This window comes from Nocardia sp. NPDC058658 (assembly GCF_042716665.1).
GTDB lineage: Bacteria > Actinomycetota > Actinomycetes > Mycobacteriales > Mycobacteriaceae > Nocardia.
The window spans coordinates 1-21,236 of record NZ_JBHXRR010000003.1 but is presented as its reverse complement, the minus strand read 5'-3'; the positions used below and the strand labels follow the sequence as shown (position 1 = coordinate 21,236).

At 67.6% G+C, this 21,236-nt stretch carries 16 protein-coding genes and 1 tRNA gene; 6 read left to right on the top strand and 11 right to left on the bottom strand.

Annotated elements, in window-relative coordinates; all coding sequences use genetic code 11:
• Positions 1-82 precede the first annotated feature (82 nt).
• Positions 83-1,573: a CoA-acylating methylmalonate-semialdehyde dehydrogenase gene (locus ACFWUP_RS07410; protein ID WP_379231783.1), complete on the top strand. Its 1,491-nt coding sequence runs from the start codon at positions 83-85 to the stop codon at positions 1,571-1,573.
• 46 nt (positions 1,574-1,619) lie between these two features.
• Complete coding sequence (locus ACFWUP_RS07405) at positions 1,620-2,966, top strand: aspartate aminotransferase family protein (protein ID WP_379231781.1); 1,347 nt, start codon at positions 1,620-1,622, stop codon at positions 2,964-2,966.
• A gap of 89 nt (positions 2,967-3,055) precedes the next feature.
• On the opposite strand, the gene ACFWUP_RS07400 is transcribed toward ACFWUP_RS07405, so the two are convergent.
• Both ACFWUP_RS07400 and cobA read right to left on the bottom strand, forming a co-directional pair.
• Positions 3,056-4,516 carry an MFS transporter gene (locus tag ACFWUP_RS07400; RefSeq protein ID WP_379232303.1) on the bottom strand — a complete coding sequence of 487 codons (1,461 nt, stop codon included), beginning with the start codon at positions 4,514-4,516 and terminating at the stop codon, positions 3,056-3,058.
• A 78-nt stretch (positions 4,517-4,594) separates the two neighbouring features.
• Positions 4,595-5,836 carry a uroporphyrinogen-III C-methyltransferase gene (gene cobA, locus ACFWUP_RS07395; RefSeq protein WP_379231779.1) on the bottom strand — a complete coding sequence of 414 codons (1,242 nt, stop codon included), beginning with the start codon at positions 5,834-5,836 and terminating at the stop codon, positions 4,595-4,597.
• A gap of 159 nt (positions 5,837-5,995) precedes the next feature.
• On the opposite strand from cobA, the gene ACFWUP_RS07390 reads away from it, so the two are divergent.
• Positions 5,996-6,454 carry a nucleoside deaminase gene (locus ACFWUP_RS07390; protein ID WP_379231777.1) on the top strand — a complete coding sequence of 153 codons (459 nt, stop codon included), beginning with the start codon at positions 5,996-5,998 and terminating at the stop codon, positions 6,452-6,454.
• 6 nt (positions 6,455-6,460) lie between these two features.
• Here ACFWUP_RS07390 and ACFWUP_RS07385 read toward each other — a convergent pair whose 3' ends face one another.
• On the bottom strand, positions 6,461-7,810 hold the full coding sequence (locus ACFWUP_RS07385; protein WP_379231775.1) for a DoxX family protein: 1,350 nt from the start codon (positions 7,808-7,810) through the stop codon (positions 6,461-6,463).
• 249 nt (positions 7,811-8,059) lie between these two features.
• On the opposite strand from ACFWUP_RS07385, the gene ACFWUP_RS07380 reads away from it, so the two are divergent.
• Together ACFWUP_RS07380 and ACFWUP_RS07375 are read left to right on the top strand one after the other, a co-directional pair.
• Positions 8,060-9,187, top strand: a complete 1,128-nt coding sequence (locus ACFWUP_RS07380; RefSeq protein WP_379231773.1) for a phosphotransferase family protein — start codon at positions 8,060-8,062, stop codon at positions 9,185-9,187.
• Positions 9,184-10,287: a hypothetical protein gene (locus ACFWUP_RS07375; protein WP_379231771.1), complete on the top strand. Its 1,104-nt coding sequence runs from the start codon at positions 9,184-9,186 to the stop codon at positions 10,285-10,287. The genes ACFWUP_RS07380 and ACFWUP_RS07375 overlap by 4 nt, the downstream gene beginning before the upstream one ends.
• A 65-nt stretch (positions 10,288-10,352) precedes the next feature.
• Here the strand turns inward: ACFWUP_RS07375 and ACFWUP_RS07370 are convergent, their stop codons facing one another.
• The 8 genes from ACFWUP_RS07370 to mqo form a co-directional block, all read right to left on the bottom strand.
• Positions 10,353-11,951, bottom strand: a complete 1,599-nt coding sequence (locus ACFWUP_RS07370) for a TROVE domain-containing protein (protein ID WP_379231769.1) — start codon at positions 11,949-11,951, stop codon at positions 10,353-10,355.
• Between the two features lie 267 nt (positions 11,952-12,218).
• A tRNA-Pro gene (locus tag ACFWUP_RS07365) sits at positions 12,219-12,284 on the bottom strand.
• A complete protein-coding gene (locus ACFWUP_RS07360; protein ID WP_379231768.1) occupies positions 12,269-12,694 on the bottom strand; it encodes a cobalamin biosynthesis protein in 426 nt (141 codons plus the stop codon). Before ACFWUP_RS07360 ends, ACFWUP_RS07365 begins: the two co-directional genes overlap by 16 nt.
• A 97-nt stretch (positions 12,695-12,791) precedes the next feature.
• The gene (locus tag ACFWUP_RS07355; RefSeq protein ID WP_379231766.1) at positions 12,792-14,333 is read right to left on the bottom strand and encodes a cobyrinate a,c-diamide synthase; all 1,542 of its coding nucleotides are present in this window, start codon (positions 14,331-14,333) and stop codon (positions 12,792-12,794) included.
• 19 nt (positions 14,334-14,352) lie between these two features.
• Positions 14,353-14,967 carry a cob(I)yrinic acid a,c-diamide adenosyltransferase gene (gene cobO / locus ACFWUP_RS07350; protein WP_379231764.1) on the bottom strand — a complete coding sequence of 205 codons (615 nt, stop codon included), beginning with the start codon at positions 14,965-14,967 and terminating at the stop codon, positions 14,353-14,355.
• A 236-nt stretch (positions 14,968-15,203) separates the two neighbouring features.
• Positions 15,204-17,384, bottom strand: coding sequence for a magnesium chelatase subunit D family protein (locus ACFWUP_RS07345; RefSeq protein WP_379232301.1), 2,181 nt, complete (start codon positions 17,382-17,384; stop codon positions 15,204-15,206).
• A gap of 510 nt (positions 17,385-17,894) precedes the next feature.
• The gene (locus tag ACFWUP_RS07340) at positions 17,895-18,335 is read right to left on the bottom strand and encodes a GNAT family N-acetyltransferase (protein ID WP_379231762.1); all 441 of its coding nucleotides are present in this window, start codon (positions 18,333-18,335) and stop codon (positions 17,895-17,897) included.
• On the bottom strand, positions 18,332-19,945 hold the full coding sequence (gene mqo / locus ACFWUP_RS07335) for a malate dehydrogenase (quinone) (RefSeq protein WP_379231760.1): 1,614 nt from the start codon (positions 19,943-19,945) through the stop codon (positions 18,332-18,334). Before mqo ends, ACFWUP_RS07340 begins: the two co-directional genes overlap by 4 nt.
• A gap of 153 nt (positions 19,946-20,098) precedes the next feature.
• On the opposite strand from mqo, the gene ACFWUP_RS07330 reads away from it, so the two are divergent.
• Positions 20,099-21,112 carry an alpha/beta hydrolase gene (locus ACFWUP_RS07330; RefSeq protein WP_379231758.1) on the top strand — a complete coding sequence of 338 codons (1,014 nt, stop codon included), beginning with the start codon at positions 20,099-20,101 and terminating at the stop codon, positions 21,110-21,112.
• Positions 21,113-21,236: the final 124 nt, after the last annotated feature.

The window sequence follows — 21,236 nt, the reverse complement described above, 5'->3', positions numbered from 1 at the left end:
TTGTGTACGAATCGTCGCGCCTACCCGGGCTCGGAATGGACCAAGGTAGAGGCACCACACCCACCGGCGAAGCGAGGCTTTCATGCAGTCCATCGGCCATTGGATCGACGGCAAATCCGTCAGCGGCACCAGCGAGAACACCGCGCCGGTGACCAATCCCGCCACCGGCGTCGTCACCGGCGAGCTGGCGCTGGCGAACGTGGCCGACACCCGCGCCGCGATCGACGCCGCGACGGTAGCCTTCGCGTCCTGGCGCGACACCTCGCTCACCCGCCGCACCCAGGTGCTGTTCCGTTTCCGCGAATTGCTCGCCGAGCGCAGGTCCGAGCTGGCCGCGATCGTCACGTCCGAACACGGCAAGGTCGCCGCCGACGCGCTCGGCGAGGTGACCCGCGGCCTCGAGATCGTCGAATTCGCCTGTGGCATCCCGCATCTGCTCAAGGGCGCGTTCACCGAGAATGCCTCGACCGATGTCGACATCTACTCGATCCGTCAGCCGCTCGGCCCCGTCGCGATCATCGCGCCGTTCAACTTTCCGGCGATGGTGCCGATGTGGTTCTTCCCCCTCGCGATCGGCGCGGGCAACACGGTGGTGCTCAAGCCGAGCGAGAAGGATCCGTCGGCGGCGCTGTGGCTGGCGCGGCTGTGGCAGGAGGCCGGGCTGCCCGACGGTGTGTTCAATGTCGTGCAGGGCGACAAGGTCGCCGTCGACGAACTGCTGGACAACCCGGGGATCAAGGCGGTCTCGTTCGTCGGCTCGACCCCGATCGCCAAGTACGTCTACCAGCGCGGCACCGCGGCGGGCAAGCGGGTGCAGGCGCTGGGCGGCGCGAAGAATCACATGGTGGTGCTGCCCGACGCGGACCTGGATCTGGCCGCCGATGCCGCCGTGAACGCCGGTTTCGGGTCGGCGGGTGAGCGGTGCATGGCGATCAGTGTGGTCGTGGCCGTCGGCGGGGTGGCCGATGAACTGGTAGCCAAGATCAGCGAGCGGGCCGCGGGCATTGTCACCGGCGACGGCACCAGTGGCGCCGAGATGGGTCCGCTGATCACCCGCGCCCACCGCGACCGCGTGGCCGAGTACATCGACGCGGGCGAAACCGCCGGTGCCCGTGTAGTTCTCGACGGACGCGGCCTCACTGTCGACGGCGCGCCGGACGGATTCTGGCTCGGGCCAACAATTCTCGACGAAGTCACCCCCACCATGAGTGTCTACACCGACGAGATCTTCGGCCCCGTGCTCTCGGTCGTGCGGGTCGACACCTACGAGGAGGCAGTGGCGCTGATCAATGCCAACCGCTACGGCAACGGCACCGCCATCTTCACCAACGACGGTGGCGCGGGACGCCGGTTCCAGCACGAGGTGGAGGTGGGTATGGTCGGCATCAACGTTCCGATCCCGGTTCCGATGGCCTACTTCAGTTTCGGCGGCTGGAAGAACTCCCTGTTCGGTGACTCGCACGCGCACGGCACCGACGGCGTGCACTTCTTCACCCGCACCAAGGCGGTCACTACCCGCTGGCTCGACCCGAGCCACGGTGGACTGGAACTCGGCTTCCCACAGAACAAATGACCGTTCTCGAGTCGCCGTCCGCCGACACAACAGAGGAGACCTCGCTGTGACGCTTTCCGATGAGGCCGCTCGCGCCTACGAGCTCGACCGCCGCCACGTGTTCCATTCCTGGTCCGCGCAAGCAGCCCTCACGCCGACGGTGCTCACCGCCGCCGAGGGCTGCTACGTGTGGGACGGCGAGGGCAACCGCCTGCTCGACTTCTCCTCGATGCTGGTGAACACCAATATCGGCCACCAGCATCCGAAGGTCGTCGCCGCGATCCAGGAGCAGGCGGCCAAACTCTGTACTGTCGCACCACAATTCGTCAACGACGCCCGCTCGGAAGCGGCCCGCCTGATCACCGAGCGCACCCCCGGCGACCTGAACACCATCTTCTTCACCAATGGTGGCGCCGACGCGATCGAACACGCCGTCCGAATGGCGCGCCTACACACCGGCCGATACAAGGTGCTCTCGCGCTACCGCTCCTACCACGGCGGCACCGAGACGGCGGTGAACCTCACCGGCGACCCACGCCGCTGGCCCAACGACCACGGCAACACCGGGACGGTGCACTTCTTCGGACCGTTCCTGTACCGCTCGGAATTCCATGCGACCGACGAGAAGCAGGAAACCGAGCGAGCGCTGGCCCACCTCGAACGCACCATCGAGATGGAGGGTCCGGCCACCATCGCCGCGATCGTCCTGGAATCGGTGCCGGGCACCGCGGGCATCATGGTGCCGACCCCCGAGTACATGCGCGGGGTGCGCGAACTGTGCGACAAGCACGGCATCATCTTCATCGCCGATGAGGTGATGGCGGGCTTCGGCCGGACCGGAAAGTGGTTCGCCATCGACAATTTCGATGTCGTGCCCGATCTGATCACCTTCGCCAAGGGCGTGAATTCCGGTTACGTCCCCCTCGGCGGCGTCGCGATCAGCGCCGCCATCAAGGCGACCTTCGACAACCGCCCGTATCCCGGCGGGCTCACCTATTCGGGCCACCCCCTGGCCACCGCGGCCGCCGTCGCGACGATCAACGCGATGGCCGAGGAAAGCATCGTCGAGAACGCCGCCGACATCGGCGCACGGGTCATCGGCCCTGGCCTTCGCGAACTGGCGACCCGGCATCCGAGCATCGGCGAAGTCCGCGGCCTCGGCGTGTTCTGGGCCCTAGAGCTCGTCCGCGACCGGGCCACCCGCGAACCCCTCGCCCCCTACGGCGGCACCAGCCCCGCGATGAACGAACTGATCGCCGCGTGCCGGCAGGGTGGGATGCTGCCGTTCGTCAACTTCAACCGGTTGCACGTGGTACCGCCGTGCGTGATCACCGAGGCCGAGGCCAAGGAAGGTCTGACCATCCTCGATCAAGCACTGAGCGTCGCCGACGCGCACACTGTCGACGCTCGCTGAAAGCCCGAACACGAGTAGATCCTCGCGGCCCGCGCGGAATGTGCGTGGGCCGCGAGGTGTTGTCCGGGTGCGTGACCGCCCGCCGGAGGTCAGCTTCGCTGAGCCTCTTCCTGCGCGTGCTGGGCCTGCACCAACTGTTGCGGGGTGTAGCGCACGGTCAGCGCGACCAGCGCGGCGACGGCGGCGATGATCGCGCAGATGAACAGCACCAGAGTGTAGCCGCTGTTGAGCGCGTCGATCTGGGCGGGCGTCCTGTTCGCGCTGGGGGCGTCACTGCCCCCGAGGGACAGCGTGCGTGATGCCGCGATCGGGCTGAGCAGGCCGATCGCGATCGGTGTCGCCAAGCTCAGGAACATCTGGCCCACCGCCGACAGCGGACCGATGTTCGACGGCGGAACCCCGACCAGCACGCACAGTGGTGCCAGCACGATCGCCATCCCGACGCCGAAGCCGATCACCAGCAGCAGCGACAACAGAGTCGGCAGGTACTGCACGTGCCGGTCCAGCGTCGACCCCAACAGCAGGCCCACCGCGAGCACCGTGCCCGCGGTGGCGAGCAACCAGCGCGGGGCGATCACCAGCGCGGCCTTGGATGCCACCGCACCGCCGACACCGATGCCGATGGTGAACGGGATCGAGGCGACACCGGCCATCAGCGGGCTGTAGCCGAGCACGTTCTGTAGCAGCTGGGCGACGAAGAACGTCATCGCGCCGAGGACCGCACCGGCCAGGAAGATCAGAACGAAGGTGGCGACCCGGTCGCGGCTGTCGAACAGCGACCACGGCAGCAGCGCGTCGGAGGTGCGTCGCTCGACGAGGACGAAGACCACGAGCAGCGCGAAACCACCGATCAGCGAACCGAGGATCACCGGGCTCGTCCAGCCCATCGCTGGTCCCTCGGTGGCGCCGAACACGATCGTCGCGCAGGCCAGCGTGCCCAGGATCGCGCCCTTGATATCGAGCGGCGTGCGGTGGTGTTCGGTATCGGTGAGGTGGTAGATCGCGCCGAGCACGATGAGCGCGCCGATCGGCACATTGATCAGGAAGATCGACCGCCACCAGACCTCGGTCAGCGCCCCGCCAACGATGAGACCACCGACCGAACCGATACCTGCCATCGAGCCCATGATCGCAATCGCCTGGTTCCTGGCTGGCCCAGGGGCGAAAGTGGTCGCGACGAGCGCGAACGCGGTCGGCGCGGCGATGGCGGCACCCGCACCTTGGAAGGCGCGTGCGGTCAGCAGCATCGCCTCACCGGTGGCAAGGCCGCAGGCCAGCGAGGCCGCGGTGAACAGTCCGACGCCGTAGATCAGCATGCGCTTGCGGCCGAACGCGTCGCCGAGCCGACCGCCGAGCAGCATCAATCCCGCGAAGGTGAGGCCGTAGGCGGTCACCGTCCAGGCACTGCCCGAACTGGACAGCCCCATGTCCTGCTGCAGTCGCGGCAGCGCGAAGATCACGACCGTGCCGTCGAGCACGACCATGAACTGCAGGCCGCTCAGTACGAGGATGGCGAGACCGAAGGCCCGCCCCGTCACCGGATACTGCATCGTCGCAGCGGGTTTATCGAGCACAACGAGGCAGTGTAATTGGCGCTGCGGCAACGCGAGGGCGCGCGGCCCACGAAGCTAGTCCAGCCCGAAGCCCGCCGTGGGGCCGATGACGATGATCGCGGGCGGGCGGATGCCCTCTTCCTTCACCCGGTCGGCGACCGTGGCGAGGTCGGCGCGCACCACCCGCTGGGTGCGCAGGGTGCCCTCCTGGATGACCGCCGCCGGGGTGTCGCTCGGGCGCCCACCGGCGAGCAGGGCGGCGGCGAACTTGTCGATCCGCTCGACCGCCATCATCAGCACGATGGTGCCGCGCAGCTTCGCCAGCGCCGACCAGTCGACGAGGGAGTCCGGGTGGTCGGGGGCGACGTGTCCGCTCACGACGACGAACTCGTGGGTGACCCCGCGATGGGTCACCGGGATGCCGGCCGCGCCGGGCACCGAGATCGGGCTGGTGATGCCGGGCACCACCGTCACCGGAATGCCCGCTTCGGTGCATGCCTCGAGTTCCTCGTACCCGCGACCGAAGACATAGGGGTCGCCGCCCTTGAGCCGGACCACGAACTTGCCCGCCTTGTAGCCCTCAACGAGCGCGAGGTTGATCGCCTCCTGCGCCATCGACCGGCCGTAGGGGATCTTCGCGGCGTCGATCACCTCGACGTGCGGGCCGAGTTCGGCGAGCAGTTCCGGCGGTGCGAGCCGGTCGGCCACGACCAGATCGGCGCGGGCGAGGAGCCTGCGACCACGCACGGTGATCAGGTCGGGATCGCCGGGACCACCACCGACGAGCGCGACGCCCGGGGTCACCGGTTCCGAATCATCGGTCACCACACCGGATTGCAGCGCTTCGAGCAGCCCGTTGCGCACAGCAGCCGAGCGGCGATGGGCGCCACCGGCCAGCACGCCGAGCGAAAGCCCGTCGTAGCGGGCGGTCGCCGGGGTGACCGCGGTGCCGTCGCGCGCGATGTCGGCGCGCACGCAGAAGATCCGCTTGGCGGTGGCCTCGGCGACCACGGCGGCATTGGTCTCGGGTTCATCGGTGCACGCCATCGCGTACCAGGCGCCGTCGAGATCCCCGTCGGCATAGGCGCGCAGTTCGATGCTCAACTGCCCCGCCGTCCCCATCCCTTCGACGGCAGGCGTGACCGCCCGGCTGACCACGTGCACATCGGCACCGGCGGCAACGAGCAACCCCAGTCTGCGCTGGGCAACGGTCCCACCACCGACCACCACCACTCTGCGTCCACGCAGATCGAGCCCGACCAGGTAGTTCGGGTCGCCAGCGGGCGGGGTCGATGCGGTGTCAGCGGTGTTCGGCACAGTGTCCCAGCCTAGTTCCTGGTCCGATGCGGCCCGAACGCACCCGCCGACAGCCGATCGCGGTGGTGTGCCTGACCGGAGCCATGAATGCCCGAGTTCGCCGATCACGATCTGTGTCACTCGTTGCCGCCCTGCCGAACAGGCAGGACAGTAGGGACCATGACCCAGCCGGACGCACTCCTCGACGTGGCCTACGACGAAGCTCGCCTGAGCCTGGCAGAGGGCGGCGTCCCCATCGGCGCGGCCCTGTTCGCCGTCGAGGGCACCCTGCTCGGCCGCGGCCACAACCGCCGCGTCCAGAACGACGACCCGAGCGTCCACGCCGAAACCGACGCCTTCCGCGCCGCGGGCCGCCGCCGCGACTACCGCTCGACGATCATGGTCACCACCCTGTCCCCGTGCTGGTACTGCAGCGGTCTGGTGCGCCAGTTCGGCATCGGCACCGTCATCATCGGCGAGGCACGGACCTTCCACGGCGGTCACGACTGGCTCGCCGAACACGGGGTTCGGGTGATCGTCCTCGATGATCCGCGCTGCGTGTCACTGATGACCGATTTCATCGCCGACCGTCCCGACCTGTGGTTCGAAGACATCGGCGTCGCCGAGCCCGAGACGTAGTCGACATCAGCCGAAGTGCGGTTCGTTCTGCACCCAGCGGAAATCATTGTTGCGCAAGGGGAATCGGTCGAGGTCGAGTCGGGTGAGCGTGACCGTCGCCGGTCGGCCGTCGAGTTCACCGCGCAGGATCAGCGCGTCGTCCGAGGTGCGCTCGACGGTGAATATCGCGTAGGGCTCGGGAGTTTCGTTCGGGGCTGGCAGTGCCGAGACGAGCGTCATGGACGTCGGATCGGTCGTGGCTTGCACCGGCACGATCGTGTCGTCCATCCGCTGGTAGCCCGCTGCGCCCACGTCGATGACGAGGCGCTGCCAGCGCACCTGATCGGTGGTGAGTGGTGGTATCGCGGTCCCGTCGACGGTGAACTCACCGACTTCCCAGATGCCGTACAGCTCGGGTTTCGGTGCGCCGCCACCGTATTCGTTCCACCCTTGAATCCCGATGGCGATGCACCCCGCGACGATCCACAGTCCGGCCGCGACCTGCACCACCGCGGCCCAACGGTTCGCACGCCGAGTGGAGAACAGTGGCGGCTGAACAGCCGGTCCCGAGTCCCGTTCCAGGATCAGGAAATTCGCCAGCCTGCGGGCCTGCGGCACCAGCAGCACCAGTCCCATCAGCAGCAGGTGCCCGGACAACATCTTCACCGGCACGTCGAAGGTCAGGTTGAGCAGAAACACCTGCGCCATGCTGATCACACTCAACATCGCGCCCGCCGTAGCGGTCCGCGGCCAGAACAGCAGCAGACCGGCGAGCACTTCCGCTGCGCCCAAGGCGATTTCGTAGGCGGGTGACGATCCGACCTGTGTCCACAGCATCGCCATCGGTGTCAGATCGCCCACCCGAGTCAGCAGAGCGATCAGTGAGGGTTCCGGCATCTGGGTGGGGATCAGCTTCGCGAACCCGTAGAACAGCATCTGCCCGCCGACGAACAGCCGCATCGCGGTGAGAAACCAACTCCACAACCGTGGATACGCGCACCGACGCCGGTCGAGCACCGACCATACGACGGTGATCAGCACCGCGACCACCAGGATCAGACCACACTGGATCCAGATCGCGGCCTGATCGCCACTGCCGTTCATAGCCAATTCCGCCCGCACCCCGAACACCTGCTCGCCGATCCAGGTGCTCACCGGATCGAGCGCGATCATCTGCCAGAGAATGGCCTCCTCTCGCACCTTCAGCGCGAACACACCGAGGAAAACGAAGGTGATCTGTGCCATCCACACACAGAACAGCCCCAGGTAGGCGACGGTGAACCGGAAAGCGATCCGGGTGACCGGATGCCAGGCCTGCGCGGGTGGCGCAGGGCTCGCGATGTCGTCGTGCGTGAGCTCCATGGTCGTCACGGCCACCTGCTGCCTCCCCGTCGAGTTCGATTGTTACCGAAGCTAATCGGCGAACCCCGCCCAGCGCGTCCGGGACAACCCTGATCTTCACCCCCGCCAACCCTGAACTCGCCGAACCCTGCGGCGCCGCGTTTCAATCGACGACGGTTTGTCAAGCCGGATCCCACTCACCGACGCGGGGCTTACATTCCGGGCGGTCTTCCGGTACCCAGAGGTGACACACGTTACAGTTTTGTCGACAGGGGACCCCCGCAGATGTCCGAAGAACAGGATCCGGCCGCTCAGATGTCGCTCACGGTCAGCGAGCGGGATCTGGACGAGTTCGCGGGGAAGCTGGCGCGGTGGCTGACCGGCAAGGTCGGTGCCGAGGTGGCGGTCAGCAATTTGGACAAGCCGTCCGCAGGCGGCATGTCGAGCACCACGATTCTGTTCGACGCCGAGTGGTCGGCGGACGGGAGCAGCGAGCGGGGGTCGTTCGTCATCCGGATGGCGCCCGAGGACAGCTCGTTCCCGGTGTTCGAGTCGTATGACCTGGCGATGCAGTATCAGGTCATGATCGGTGTCGGTGTGGCGTCGGAGGTCGCGGTTCCGCCGCTGCGCTGGCTGGAACTCGACGAGTCCGTGTTCGGCTCGCCGTTTCTCGTGATGGAGCGGGTCGAGGGCAGGGCGCCGTCGGACAATCCGCCGTATGTGTTCTTCGGCTGGCTGTTCGATGCGACCGTTGCCGAGCGCGCGCTGATCGCCGACGCGACCGTCGAGGTGATCGCCCAGGTGCACGCGATCGACGCAGTGGCCCAGCGCTTTCCGCTGCTCGACGGCGAAGGTACCGGCCTGCGTAGACATTTCGAGGCGCAGCGCGCCTGGTACAAGTGGGCGCTGACCGACCACGACGTCGAAGTGCCGCTGATCGAGCGGACTTTCGACTGGCTCGAAGCTAACTGGCCGAAAGATCCAGGACCCGAGGTGCTGAACTGGGGTGACGCCCGCCCTGGCAATATCCTGTTCGACGGATTCACCCCGGCGGCGGTGCTGGACTGGGAGATGGCGACCTTCGCGCCGCGCGAGCTGGATCTGGGCTGGACCATCTTCATCCACCGGTTCTTCCAGGACATCGCCACCCGCTTCGACCAACCCGGCCTGCCCGACTTCCTGCGCCGCGATGCGGTGGTCGCGAAATACGAAGAGCTGACTGGGCATTCGGTCCAGAACCTCGACTTCTACATCATCTACGCGGCACTACGGCACGCGATCGTGATGGCCAGGATCAAGTGCCGGATGATCCACTTCGGCGAGGACACCGTGCCCGCCGACCCCGATGACTACGTGATGCATCGCCTCAGCCTCGAGGCGTTGCTCGACGGCACCTACGAGTGGGACCGATGAACGCGACGATGCCCGTCCCCTTGGACGAATACCCGGTCCATCAGACACCGTTGTCGCTGGCCCGCGTGTCCACGAGCGACCGGAACTTCTACGACCGCTACTACTTCAACGCCTTCGATCCCGCCGGTGACACGATGCTGATCACCGGGTTCGGCGTGTACCCGAACCTCGGCGTGGTCGACGCGTTCGCGACCGTGCGCCACGGCGATGTCCAGCGCAGCGTGCGGTTCTCCGACGCACTCACCACACGCGATCTGAACACCGCCGTCGGCGGCTATCGGATCGAGGTGATCGAGCCGCTACGGAAGCTGCGTGTGGTGTGCGAGCACGACGATCTCGGGTTCGATCTCACCTGGACCGGCGCGCAGGCTCCCGTGCAGGAGCAGCCGCACCTGATCCTGTCGGGCACCCGCCCGATCATCGAGGCTTCGCGCTTCGCCCAATTGGGTTCGTGGGAGGGCACTCTCGCGGTCGACGGCATCGACTACACGGTCGACCCGGCGGTCTGGACTGGCAGCCGCGACCGATCCTGGGGTATCCGCCCGTCCGGCGAGCCCGAACCCGCAGGCAGACCCACCGGCATGGACGGCTTCTGGTGGCTGTACGCGCCGCTGCGGTTCGCCGACTTCTCGATCGTGGTGATCGTGCAGGAAGAACCCGACGGCACTCGCACCCTCAACAACGCGGTTCGGATCTGGAACGACGGCCGCAAAGAACAACTCGGCTGGCCCCGCATGCACTGGACCTACGAATCCGGCACCCGGCATCCGAAGTCGGTACGCCTGGACATGACCATCCCCGACGGCAAACCCCTCGCGGTCGAGATCGAATCGCGCCCCGGCATCGCCCTGCACGTGGGCTGCGGTTACGGTGCCGACCCCGATTGGACGCACGGGCGCTGGATGGGCGAGAACTGGTCGCTGTCAACCACTTACGACCTCACCGACCCCGCAGTCAAAGCCCGCACCCTCTACGGCGTCATCGACCACATCGGCCACGCCCGCTGCGGTGACGCCGAAGGCTGGGGCCTGTTCGAACACGCCTCCATGGGCCGCCACGACCCCACAGGTTTCGCCGATTGGTCCTCCGTCGCCCCTTGACGGAACTTCTCGCGCGAGAAGAAAAGGCGCCGCCGCGACAACGAGGTCGCGGCGGCTCCGATTTCTTATGCGGCCGTGGCGAAGTCGGCCAGTAGCGACGGCACCGCAGCGTCGAATCCGGCGACATCGAGCATGCCCGCGTCGTCGGGATCGGCGAGGGAGAACTTCGTCGCGGTCATGCCGACCACCACGAGCTTGGCTCGCGGATTCACCTCACGGCGGTAGCGAGCCAACGCCTGGTGCGGGTGCACCGAACCCGCCCATGTCTCGTTGTCGGTGAAAATCGAGAACACATCGACCTCGATCCCCTTCTCCAGCGCGTGCAGGATCGGCAGCGAGCAGTCGGTGCCGCCGAACGGCAACCCCGACACCGCCCGCACGGCATCGTCGAGACGCTGACGCGGCGAAATCGACAGCTGGGACAGGCCGCTCGCCCCCTGCCACCCCCTACCGCCGGAGGTGAATCCGACGATCTGGTGCTGCGGTTCGGTGCGCGCGGTGACCAGGGCGAGCGCGGCCGAAGCCTCTCGCGCCGAGATCGGCAGTCCACCGATCGCACTCGTCATCGAGCCGGACACGTCCAATGCCAGCAGGTGCCGCAAGCCGGTCGGCCGCACGGACTCGAACGCGGCGTAGAACGCGGCATCGAGGGCGTCGACGACCGGAGCCGACGGCGTCCAGGTACCCGCGCCACGCGCCGAACGCCCGGAAGCGTAGGTGCGCAACGCGATCAGCACCGAGACCGGGTGCACGCGCGCCTTGCGCAGCCGTGCCGGGTCGGCCAGTCGCGCGCAGATCGCGGCGGTGCGCGGTCCGAGCGGGTCCAGCAAGCCGAGCCGCGTCAACCTGGGGAGCTGACGCAGCAGCGCCGTCTGCGGAATGCCGTTGTCCAGCAAAGCCTCCCACACCGCTGCGGTGTTCAGCGCGGCGTCGGGCAGCATCTCCCAGCTGAGCCGGTATTCCCGAACCAGCTCCGGCACCTGCTCTACCGGTGCGGTCTGGGCTCGCTGGAACCCGTCGACGAGCGCCAACCCGTCGAGTTCCGTTGCGCGACCGCAGATCCAGTCGAACAGCCTGCGCCGGTCGTCTTCGGTGGTAGCCGGGTGCGACAGCCGCAGCAGGTCACGGTTGGACCAACCCTCCCGCTGGCGGTACTTCACCACCTGGAACGCCAGGTCCTCGACCGGCTTGTCCAGGTACCAGTTCGCGACGGCGCGCCGCAGCCCACGGCCCCAACCGCGGAACTGCTCGGCGTAGCCGGCGAACAGGAACAGGTGCGTACCGGTGCGCGCGACCAACGGCAGCGCGGCCAACGCGGCCCGGCGTCCCTCGACGTCACCGACCGACGCGGCGGCGGCCAACGCGAACAAGGCCGGGTGCTGGCGCGGTGCGCGTCCGGAAGTGGAGATCTCGACGATCTCGCTAACGAGGTCGGCGGTGTGCTCGGCGGCGTATTCGATGATGAATTGGGCGTTCTCGACAGTCAGTGTCTGGGCATTGACATAGAAAGTTCCGGATTCCGTTCCGAGCGTGAGAAAGCGGCGCACCCGCGCCTGCGGAGTGATCTCGAAAACGTAGCCGCCCGCATTGTTGACGACCTGCCGGTTATCGGCGGGCATGGTCTGCGGCGTGCTGCGACGAGAAAAGCGCGACAAGATATTCATTGTTCCCCCTCCGATACGTGTACCGGCATAGATGTTTCGGCCCCGGACCCGACGGGGCATATGATGAGCGGACGGACGTGTGGTTACGGCCGAACAACGGAAATCGCTTTCCGCCACGGGGTTCGAACCCGCTGGACCCGGAGGTCGTGCCAGATAACCGACCGAATCCGGCCCGTCCTGCTCACCGACGTAGGCAGTTGTTCGGCGGACGTGTGCGTCCTGACCGGTATAGGTGCTCTACCGTGCTGAGCTACCGCCATCTTGCGATGGCGGGCAGGATTCGAACCTGCGACATCCCCAATCCGAGTGGTAACCGATCAGTTCCGGTCCGCCTCACAACTGCTGAAAATGACATTACTGTGCATGATCGACCTTGCCCAGCGAATTAATTCACTCCGCTGTGCCGAGGCGGCAGCGACCACTATCCCGTCGACAATTGTTCTGCCACGGACGAGTTCACCGCCGCCCGCGAGTAGCGCCGCGGCTTCCGCGACGCTGGCGGTACCGACCGCCGCCGAGACCCGCTCGGAACTGTGCGCCACGTCGACCTCGGCCAGTTGCTCGGCGGAGAAGGCGATGACGGGCACCCCGAAGGAAGCGGCGGCGGCGCGGACCGCGGGTTCCGTGGCTCGTCGCTCGTGCGTCGCCAAGCAGACGATGGTGAGGTCGCCGACCACGGACGCGACGGCGTGCACGATCCGCTCGCGGTCGGTCCCCGGCCGGATACCGATGCCGACAGCCACGCTGCCGATCGAACGGGGCGAATCATCAACTGCCGCAGAATCTCGGGTGGGGTGCTGCTCCTCCGCCCGCGACCCCTCGGTCACCGATCGCTCGCCATCAGTGGTCGAAATCTCGCGCGGCACTGACAAATCGGGCGATCGCGTCGGGGTTTCCAGCCGGGTGGGTGTGCAAGTAGGAGGCGTGGACCTGACGGACCACAGCACCCTCGGCGACAGAACCTGTTGTGCGCCAACCCCATGCGGCGCTTTCCTCTCCGGCGCGCACCAAGCGGGTGCGGTGGAACTCGTGACCACGAACACGGGCACCGGCACGCCACAGCACCGAATCGTGCAGGGCAACGGCATCGCGGTAGCCCAGAGTCAGGCGAGGGCCGAATTCGGCATCGGCGTCGATGACCCCCGCCATCTGGTGGCCGTCGAGAGACCGCGTGAGGTATAGCAGCCCCGCGCATTCGGCGTGGATCGGCAGTCCCTGCGCCGCACCCGCAGCCACTGCGGTCCGTAGCCGCTCGTTGGCTGACAGTTGCCCGGCGTGCTCCTCGGGGAAGCCGCCTGGAAGCACCAATCCCGCTGTACCGACAGGAAGTTCGTCGGACAGCGGATCGAAAACCACCACCCGAGCACCGGCCGCGTCCAGGAGTTCCCGATGCTCGGCATAACCGAAGGTGAAGGCCGGACCGCCCGCCACCGCGACCAACGGACCTTCGGACGAAGCAACGCGCGCGGGTTCGGACGGCAGGCCACCCGCCATCCCGACCAGCGAGCTGTCGGATGCGGATTTCGGTGGCGGTCCCGCAGCGGCGAGACGATCGGGTGCCCGCGACGCTCGCGCTTCGTGCGGCGCGGAGTCGACGGTACGCACCAGGTCTGGCCCAAGCCTGGAGCACTCGGCGGCAGCGAGTTCGGCCACCGGATCCCAGGCGTCACCATTGACCGAGCCGCCCGCCATCGCGACGATCGCGCGCAGATCCACGTGCGCCGCAACCAGTTCGGTCATTGCGTCCACGGCGGCGGTAGCGGCCACGCCGTGTTCGACAGCGGGGATCAGGCCGAGATGCCGTGAGGGGACTTCCAATTCGGTCATGCGCGGTAGGGCGCCGAGGACCGGCAAGCCGACGCGGTCGCAGGCTGCGCGCAGGACTTGTTCGTGGCGTTCGCTGCCGACCCGGTTGAGGATCACCCCACCGAGCCGGACCGAGGAGTCGTAAGTGGCGAAGCCGTGGAGCAGGGCGGCGAGGCTCTGGGAGTGGCCGCGGGCATCCACCACCAGCACTACGGGCGCCCCGAGCAGGCCCGCAACCTGTGCGGTGGAACCCTCGGCGATCGCGTCGGTGCGGTTCTCGTCGATCCGCCCGTCGAACAGGCCCATCACGCCCTCGACGATCGCGATATCGCAGCCCTGCGCACCGTGCCGATACAGCGGCACCACCCGATCCTCGCCCACCAGCACGGGATCCAGATTGCGCCCCGGTCGCCCGGCCGCGAGCCCGTGATAACCCGGGTCGATGTAGTCCGGCCCCACCTTGAACGGCGCTACCTGATGCCCGGCCCGCCGCAACGCACCGATCAGCCCGGTGGCGAGGGTGGTCTTCCCACTACCCGATGCCGGTGCGGCGATCACCACCGCGGGTGCGCTCATCACAGACCTCCGCCTGCGGTCACCACTCGATGCCGCGCTGGCCCTTGCGGCCCGCGTCCATGGGGTGCTTGATCTTGGTCATCTCGGTGACGAGGTCGGCGGCCTCGATCAGTGCCGGGGGTGCGTCGCGGCCGGTGATGACGACGTGCTGGTTGCCGGGGCGGTTGGTGAGGGTTTCGACGACCTCGTCGATGTCGACCCAGCCCCACTTCAGCGGGTAGGTGAACTCGTCGAGAACGTAGAAGCGGTGTTGTTCGGCGGCGAGACGGCGCGAGATCTCCTGCCAGCCCGCCAGCGCGGCCGCCGCGTGGTCTTCCTCGGTGCCGTGCTTACGGGTCCAGGACCACCCCTCGCCCATCTTGTGCCACTCCACCGCACCACCCACACCGGTCTCGTCGTGCAGTGTGCCGAGCGTGCGGAACGCGGCTTCCTCGCCGACCTTCCACTTGGCACTCTTCACGAACTGAAAAACCGCCACGTCGAAGCCCTGATTCCAGGCCCGCAACGCCATCCCGAACGCCGCGGTGGACTTGCCCTTGCCCGGCCCGGTGTGCACGGCCAGCATCGGCTGATTACGCCGCTGCCGAGTGGTCAGACCGTCCTCGGGGACGCTCTCCGGAACACCTTTGGGCACAGAAACTCCTCTTCTCGACGCACGCGGTGTGCGCATTCCTCGACCTCGCGGTCGATGTCCGTTCGTAGCGGCCACGCCGGTCCGCCACCATTTCTATCAGGGCGCACCCGGTGACCCCGACACCGTGAGCAGCGCCGGAATCTCCTCGCGTGCCCGCGGCCCGGCGTAATCGCCCACTTCGACGCCTCTGAGTCAGAAACTGATTCCGCACGCGCCGATTGGTCGATTACGCCGGGCTACGCCGCACGGGTTCGGTCGGTGGCGCGGACTACGTCGGCGACGGTGTCGCCGGTGAGTTCGTTGAGTCGCAGGTAGCGGGCGCGCAGGTCGCGGGCCAGTTCGCCGGCCAGGCCGAGGCGGATCATGCCGCGTTCGCAGTCGATGACCATGGCGGTGTGGCCTTCGGCGGCCAGCAGCTTCGCGGCGGTGCGGGCGCGCGGGAGGGGGTCGGTGCCGCCGGTGGCGCGGCCGTCGGTGAGCAGGACGAGCATCGGGCGACGGCGCGGGTCGCGGACGTGTTCGCGGGCGATCACTTCGCGGGCCTTCAGCAGACCTGCGGCGAGTGGAGTTTTGCCGCCAGTTCGCATTCCGGCCAAGCGGCGGACGGCGATGTCGACCGAGGAAGTCGGCGGCAGGACCAGTTCGGCTTCACTACCGCGCACGCTGATCACGGCCACCTTGTCGCGGCGCTGGTAGGCGTCGCGCAGCAGGGTGACGATGGCGCCGGTCACCGCGGTGAGACGGTCGCGGGCTGCCATCGAGCCGGACGCGTCGACGACGAAGACGACCAGGTTGCCTTCTCGCCCTTCGCGATACGCGCCGCGCAGGTCCTCGGCCGCCAAGGCGAGTGGGCCGCTGAGACGACCGCGCTCGAATTGTTTGGGGGCGGCGGCGAACACGGTGCCGAGCAGGTGCAGGCCGGTGGTGGGATCGGCGTCGGCGCGGACGGTGCGGCCGGTTCGAGTCCGGGCGCGCGAGCGTCGGCCGGGTGCGCCTTCGCCGATGCCGGGAACTTCCCAGCGCGGGATGGGCTTCGCTGCCGAAGTCGGTGTGCCCGAGAGCTTTTCGGGTCCAGGGCGGTTGTTGCCGTCACCGGCGGAGCTGTCCGAGCGGTCGCCGCCGGAACCAGCAGCCTTCGACCCACCGCCGCCAGGTCCTCCACCCTCGGGACCACCGTCAGGTCCACCGTCGTCGGGGCCCCCACCATCGGGACCACCGTCGTCAGGTCCTCGGTCGGCCGCATTGCCGTCGGCCCCTTCCGAACCTCCACGCTCTGGACTGCGGTCAACACCTCGGCCGTTCGAGCCCGCCCCATCGAGACCCTCGCCCCGCGAGTCCTCTTCACGCCCACGAGAATCGGACCCAGGCAGTTCGTCGTCGCGACTATCGGAATCGTCGTCAGCCCGATGACGCCCGTTCCCCTCACCACCACGAGGCCCGTCGAATTCCTCATCCCCCGAAGCCTTTTCGACCTCGGCGGCCGCCGCTTCCATTGCCTCGTCGAGCTGCTGCTCACTGATCCCCGGCTCGTCGAACGGATCCCGCCGACGCCGATGCGGCAACGCCAACTCCGCCGCGATCCGCACATCGTCCTCGGTGACCCGATCCCGCCCCCGCCACGCCGCATGCGCGGTCGCGGTCCTGGCCACGACCAGATCCGCCCGCATGCCGTCCACGTCGAACGACGCGCACAGCGCCGCGATCCGCCGCAGTTCCGAGTTGTCCAGCGCGACCTCGGGCAGCCGATCCCGCGCGGTCAGAATCCGTTCGGCCACAACCTGATCCGCGTCGACATAGCGGGCCGCGAACGCGTCGGGATCGGCTTCGTAGTCGAGCCGACGACGCACCACCGCCATCCGCACATCCACCTCTCGCGAAGCCGCCACATCGACAGTGAGCCCGAACCGGTCCAGCAACTGCGGCCGCAACTCCCCTTCTTCGGGATTCATGGTCCCGACCAGCACGAACCGCGCCGGATGCGAATGCGAGACACCGTCCCGCTCGACATGCACCCGCCCCATCGCCGCCGCGTCGAGCAGCACATCGACCAGGTGATCGTGCAGCAAGTTCACTTCGTCCACATAGAGCACGCCGTGATGCGCCGCCGCCAGCAAACCGGGACGGAACGCCTGCTCCCCGTCCCGCAGCACCCGCTCGAGATCCAGCGACCCGACCACCCGGTCCTCGGTAGCGCCCACCGGCAACTCCACCAGCCGAGCAGGCCGAGCCCCCGTCTCGTCGACCACCGGCGGCAACAACTGCGCCAACGCCCGCACCACAGTCGACTTCGCCGTCCCCTTCTCGCCCCGCACGAGCACCCCACCGATCCCCGGATGCACGGCCGACAAGATCAACGCCAACTGCAGCCGCTCCTGCCCCACCACAGCGGAGAACGGAAACCCCGCCTCACCCCCCACACGCGCGGCGGTATGCGGACCAGCGGCAACATCAGCAAAACCAGGCACGCCCCAACTCTATGCGCGCCACGAACCAGCCCACCCCCCGGGCATCAGCCGGTAGACCGATCCCCCACCCCGCCACACACCCCGATCCCACCCGACCGCAGTTCCCACCCACACCACACCCCGTATCCACCATGGCCACACTCCCAACCCCCACGCCCGACCCCTGGGGAGGGCCGCCGCGAAGCGGCGTAGCGGCCCGGCCGCAAGTCAGCCACACCACACACCCCGATCCCACCCGACCGCAGTTCCACCCACACCACACCCCGTATCCACCATGGCCACACTCCCAACCCCCACGCCCGACCCCTGGGGAGGGCCGCCGCGAAGCGGCGTAGCGGCCCGGCCGCGAGTTAGCCGCCAGCGCTCCAACAAACACAGCCTCAAACCTCTGGGACTACCTAAACCCCGAAGCCCTGCCCTGCCACACACCCCGCCCCTGAACCACCTCGAACCCCACCCCTGCTAACCACGCCGCATCGGCGTATGCATGATCCCGTCATCATCGAATTCCGCCCCATCGACAACGAACCCGAACTTCGCATACATCCCCACCAAATGCGACTGCGCATCCAATCGCACAGTCGCAGAACCGGTTTCGGCCAAAGCGGCCTGCATCAGCCGCGTGGTGTACCCGTGCTTGCGAGCCGACTCGGCCACACAAACCCGCCCGATGCGATAACTCGTCACGCCATCGACAACCTCTTCGAGCAGCCGCAAAGTGCCGAGCACCGAACCGTCATCGAGCCAGAAATGCCGCGTAGACGCCAGCAGATCACGCCCATCCAGCTCCGGATAAGCGCATTCCTGCTCGACCACGAACACGTCCACCCGAAGTCGCAACAGCTGGTAGAGGGCGGCGGCATCCAGATCCGCCGCCCACGACCGCCTCAGCGCGACAGTCACACCTGAGCGAAGCTCGGGGCCTGCTCGGGCGCAGACGCGTGGTTGTTGCGGTCCAGCTTCAGGGTGGCGTTGGTCCAGTCCCAGACTTCCTGGAACAGCGCCTGGTTCTCCGACAGCTTCTGTCCCAGCGAGGGGATCATCGTCTGCAGCTGCGGCGTCCAGCCCGCGTACTGCTGCGGGAAGCAACGCTGCATCACGTCGAGCATGGCGGTGACACAGGTCGACGCACCCGGCGACGCACCGAGCAGACCGGCGATCGACCCGTCCTCGGCGGAGATGACCGCGGTGCCGAACTCGAGCACGCCACCGGCACCCTTACGCCGGATGACCTGCACACGCTGACCGGCGGTGATCAGTTCCCAGTCGCGGCCCTGCGCGCGCGGCAGGAACTCCTCGAGCACGCCCACCTTGCCGTTCTGCGACTTGAGCAGCTCTTCGACCAGGTACTTGGTCAGGCCCATCTCGGTGAGACCGACGCCGACCAGCGAACCGATGTTGTTCGGCTTGATCGACTTGAACAGGTCGGCGTTGGAACCGTCCTTGAGGAACTTCGGGGTCCAGCCGGCGTAGGGGCCGAACAGCAGGCCCTTCTGGCCGTTGATGACACGGGTGTCGAGGTGCGGCACCGACATGGGCGGCGCGCCGACGGCGGCCTTGCCGTACACCTTGGCCTCGTGCGCGGCGATCAGGTCCTGGTTGGTCGAACGCAGGAACTGGCCGCTGATCGGGAAGCCGCCGAAGCCCTTGGCTTCCTTGATTCCGGCCTTCTGCAGCAGTGGCAGCGCACCGCCACCGGCACCGACGAAGACGAACTTCGCGTTGACGGTGCGCGACCGGTAGGTGCGCAGGTTGCGGACGGTGACGTTCCAGGAACCGTCGGACTGCTTGTCGAGGTTGCGGACCTCGGTGCCGAAGGCGATCTCGCCGCCGGAGTAGCCGATGTAGGCGAGCAGCTGCTTGGTGAGCGCGCCGAAGTCGATATCGGTGCCGCCGTCGGACCAGTTCAGCGCGATCGGGTCGCTGAAGTCACGGCCCTTCGCCATCAGCGGCAGGCGCGCGGCGAACTCGTCGGGGGTGTCGATGTACTCCATGCCGCGGAAGAGCGGGTGCGGGGCGAGTGCCTCGTAGCGCTTGCGCAGGTAGTCGACGTTGTCGGCACCGTGCACGAAGCTCACGTGCGGGATGGGGTTGATGAAGCCGGCCGGGTCGTCGAGCACGCCGGTGTCGACGGCGGAGGCCCAGAACTGGCGCGAGACCTGGAAGCGCTCGTTGATGTCGACGGCCTTGCTCACGTCGACCGAGCCGTCCGGGTTCTGCGGGCTGTAGTTGAGCTCGCACAGCGCCGAGTGGCCGGTACCCGCGTTGTTCCACGGGTCGCTGCTCTCCGCGGCGGCGGCGTCGAGCCGCTCGAACACCGAGATCGTCCAGTCCGGCTGCAGCTGCCGCAGCAGCGCGCCGAGGGTGGCACTCATGATGCCTGCGCCGATGAGAACTACATCGGTCTTTTCCATCTTCGCAGCGTTCGACACGGGTAGATCGACTTCCTTGTCCTTCTCAGCTACCCACCGGCGGGTGAGTTCGCTTGGCGCGGGCGCTTTGGCGGTGTTCATGCGACTCGCGGTGAATCGCCGGGAGGTAGGTTACCCGTCGTTCACCTGATGCCAATTGTGCACCTGCGCTGATCGGAGTTCTGCAACGGAGGTCACTAATGTGACGCAAACCAACGCTGCACGTCGCGACGACCGCGCGATAGATTGAGCAGTGTGACGAACGAAACCCTCGCCGCGGCGCAGTGGCAGCCCGATGTCCTCGGAACCGCCTATCAGCAGCGGACGCTGCCCCTCGGTGTCGACCCCGACGGCGAGGGCGATGTCGTTGCCACGCTGGTGCGCTATCTCCCCGATGCCGAGGCCCCGGCCGCAGAGCCGACCGTGCTCTACGTGCACGGGTTCACCGACTACTTCTTCCAGGAGCACCTGGCCGAGCACTTCGCCGCCCGCGGACACCGCTTCTACGCCCTCGACCTGCGTAAATGCGGACGCTCACGGCGCGAGGGACAGAGCGCGCACTACGTCTCCGACCTCGCGTTCTACGACGCCGAACTCAACGAGGCACTGCGGATCGCGCGCGAGGAGACCGGCAACGATGTGCTGATCCTCGCCCATTCGACCGGCGGTCTGATCGTGCCGCTGTGGTTGGACCGCCTGGAATCGAAGGGTGGCAGTGCGGCGGCGGGTGTCGCCGGTGTCGTCCTGAACAGCCCCTGGTTCGACCTGCAGGGCCCCTCCTTCTACCGGACCATCGGCACGCCGGTGATCAACACGGTCGGCCGCTTCCGCGCGTTCGTCCAACTGCCCGCCGGTGTCAGCACCGCTTACGGCGACAGCCTCCACCACACCCGCGCGGGTGAGTGGGATTACAACCTCGACTGGAAGCCGCTCAACGGCGAACCCGTGCGGCTCGGCTGGCTGCGCGCCATCCGCCGGGGTCAGGCGCGCCTGCACCAGGGCCTCACCATCGGCGTCCCCGCACTGATCCTGCGCTCGCGGATCACCAAGTTCGCCCGCGAACACTCCCCCGCCGTCGATGTGGCCGACGCCGTGCTCGACGTGAAACAGATCCAACGCTGGGCGGGTTGCCTGGGCGAGCGCACCTCGATCGTCCCGATCGAGGGCGCCCGCCACGACGTGTTCCTGTCCTCGGAAGCCGTGCGCGCCAACGCCTTCCAGGAAACCGACAACTGGCTCGACTGGCTGGCCGCCTACCGCAAGGCCTAGTCCTGGACCACTGATCACCACGCTCTCAGCTTGGTTTTTAACCTGGGGTTTCGGTGTCGGTGGGTTTGCCGACCGCCGGACGGGGTGCTCGGTGCTTGTTCTTCGAGCCTGGTGGACGTCCTGG

Bases quoted from the DNA above. Each gene is read 5' to 3' on its own strand.
- ACFWUP_RS07410 (WP_379231783.1), top strand. From the start codon at position 83: ATGCAGTCCATCGGCCATTGGATCGACGGCAAATCCGTCAGCGGCACC.
- ACFWUP_RS07400 (WP_379232303.1), bottom strand. From the start codon at position 4,516: ATGCAGTATCCGGTGACGGGGCGGGCCTTCGGTCTCGCCATCCTCGTA.
- ACFWUP_RS07390 (WP_379231777.1), top strand. From the start codon at position 5,996: ATGACCCAGCCGGACGCACTCCTCGACGTGGCCTACGACGAAGCTCGC.
- ACFWUP_RS07380 (WP_379231773.1), top strand. From the start codon at position 8,060: ATGTCCGAAGAACAGGATCCGGCCGCTCAGATGTCGCTCACGGTCAGC.
- ACFWUP_RS07375 (WP_379231771.1), top strand. From the start codon at position 9,184: ATGAACGCGACGATGCCCGTCCCCTTGGACGAATACCCGGTCCATCAG.
- ACFWUP_RS07370 (WP_379231769.1), bottom strand. From the start codon at position 11,951: ATGAATATCTTGTCGCGCTTTTCTCGTCGCAGCACGCCGCAGACCATG.
- ACFWUP_RS07355 (WP_379231766.1), bottom strand. From the start codon at position 14,333: ATGAGCGCACCCGCGGTGGTGATCGCCGCACCGGCATCGGGTAGTGGG.
- mqo (WP_379231760.1), bottom strand. From the start codon at position 19,945: ATGAACACCGCCAAAGCGCCCGCGCCAAGCGAACTCACCCGCCGGTGG.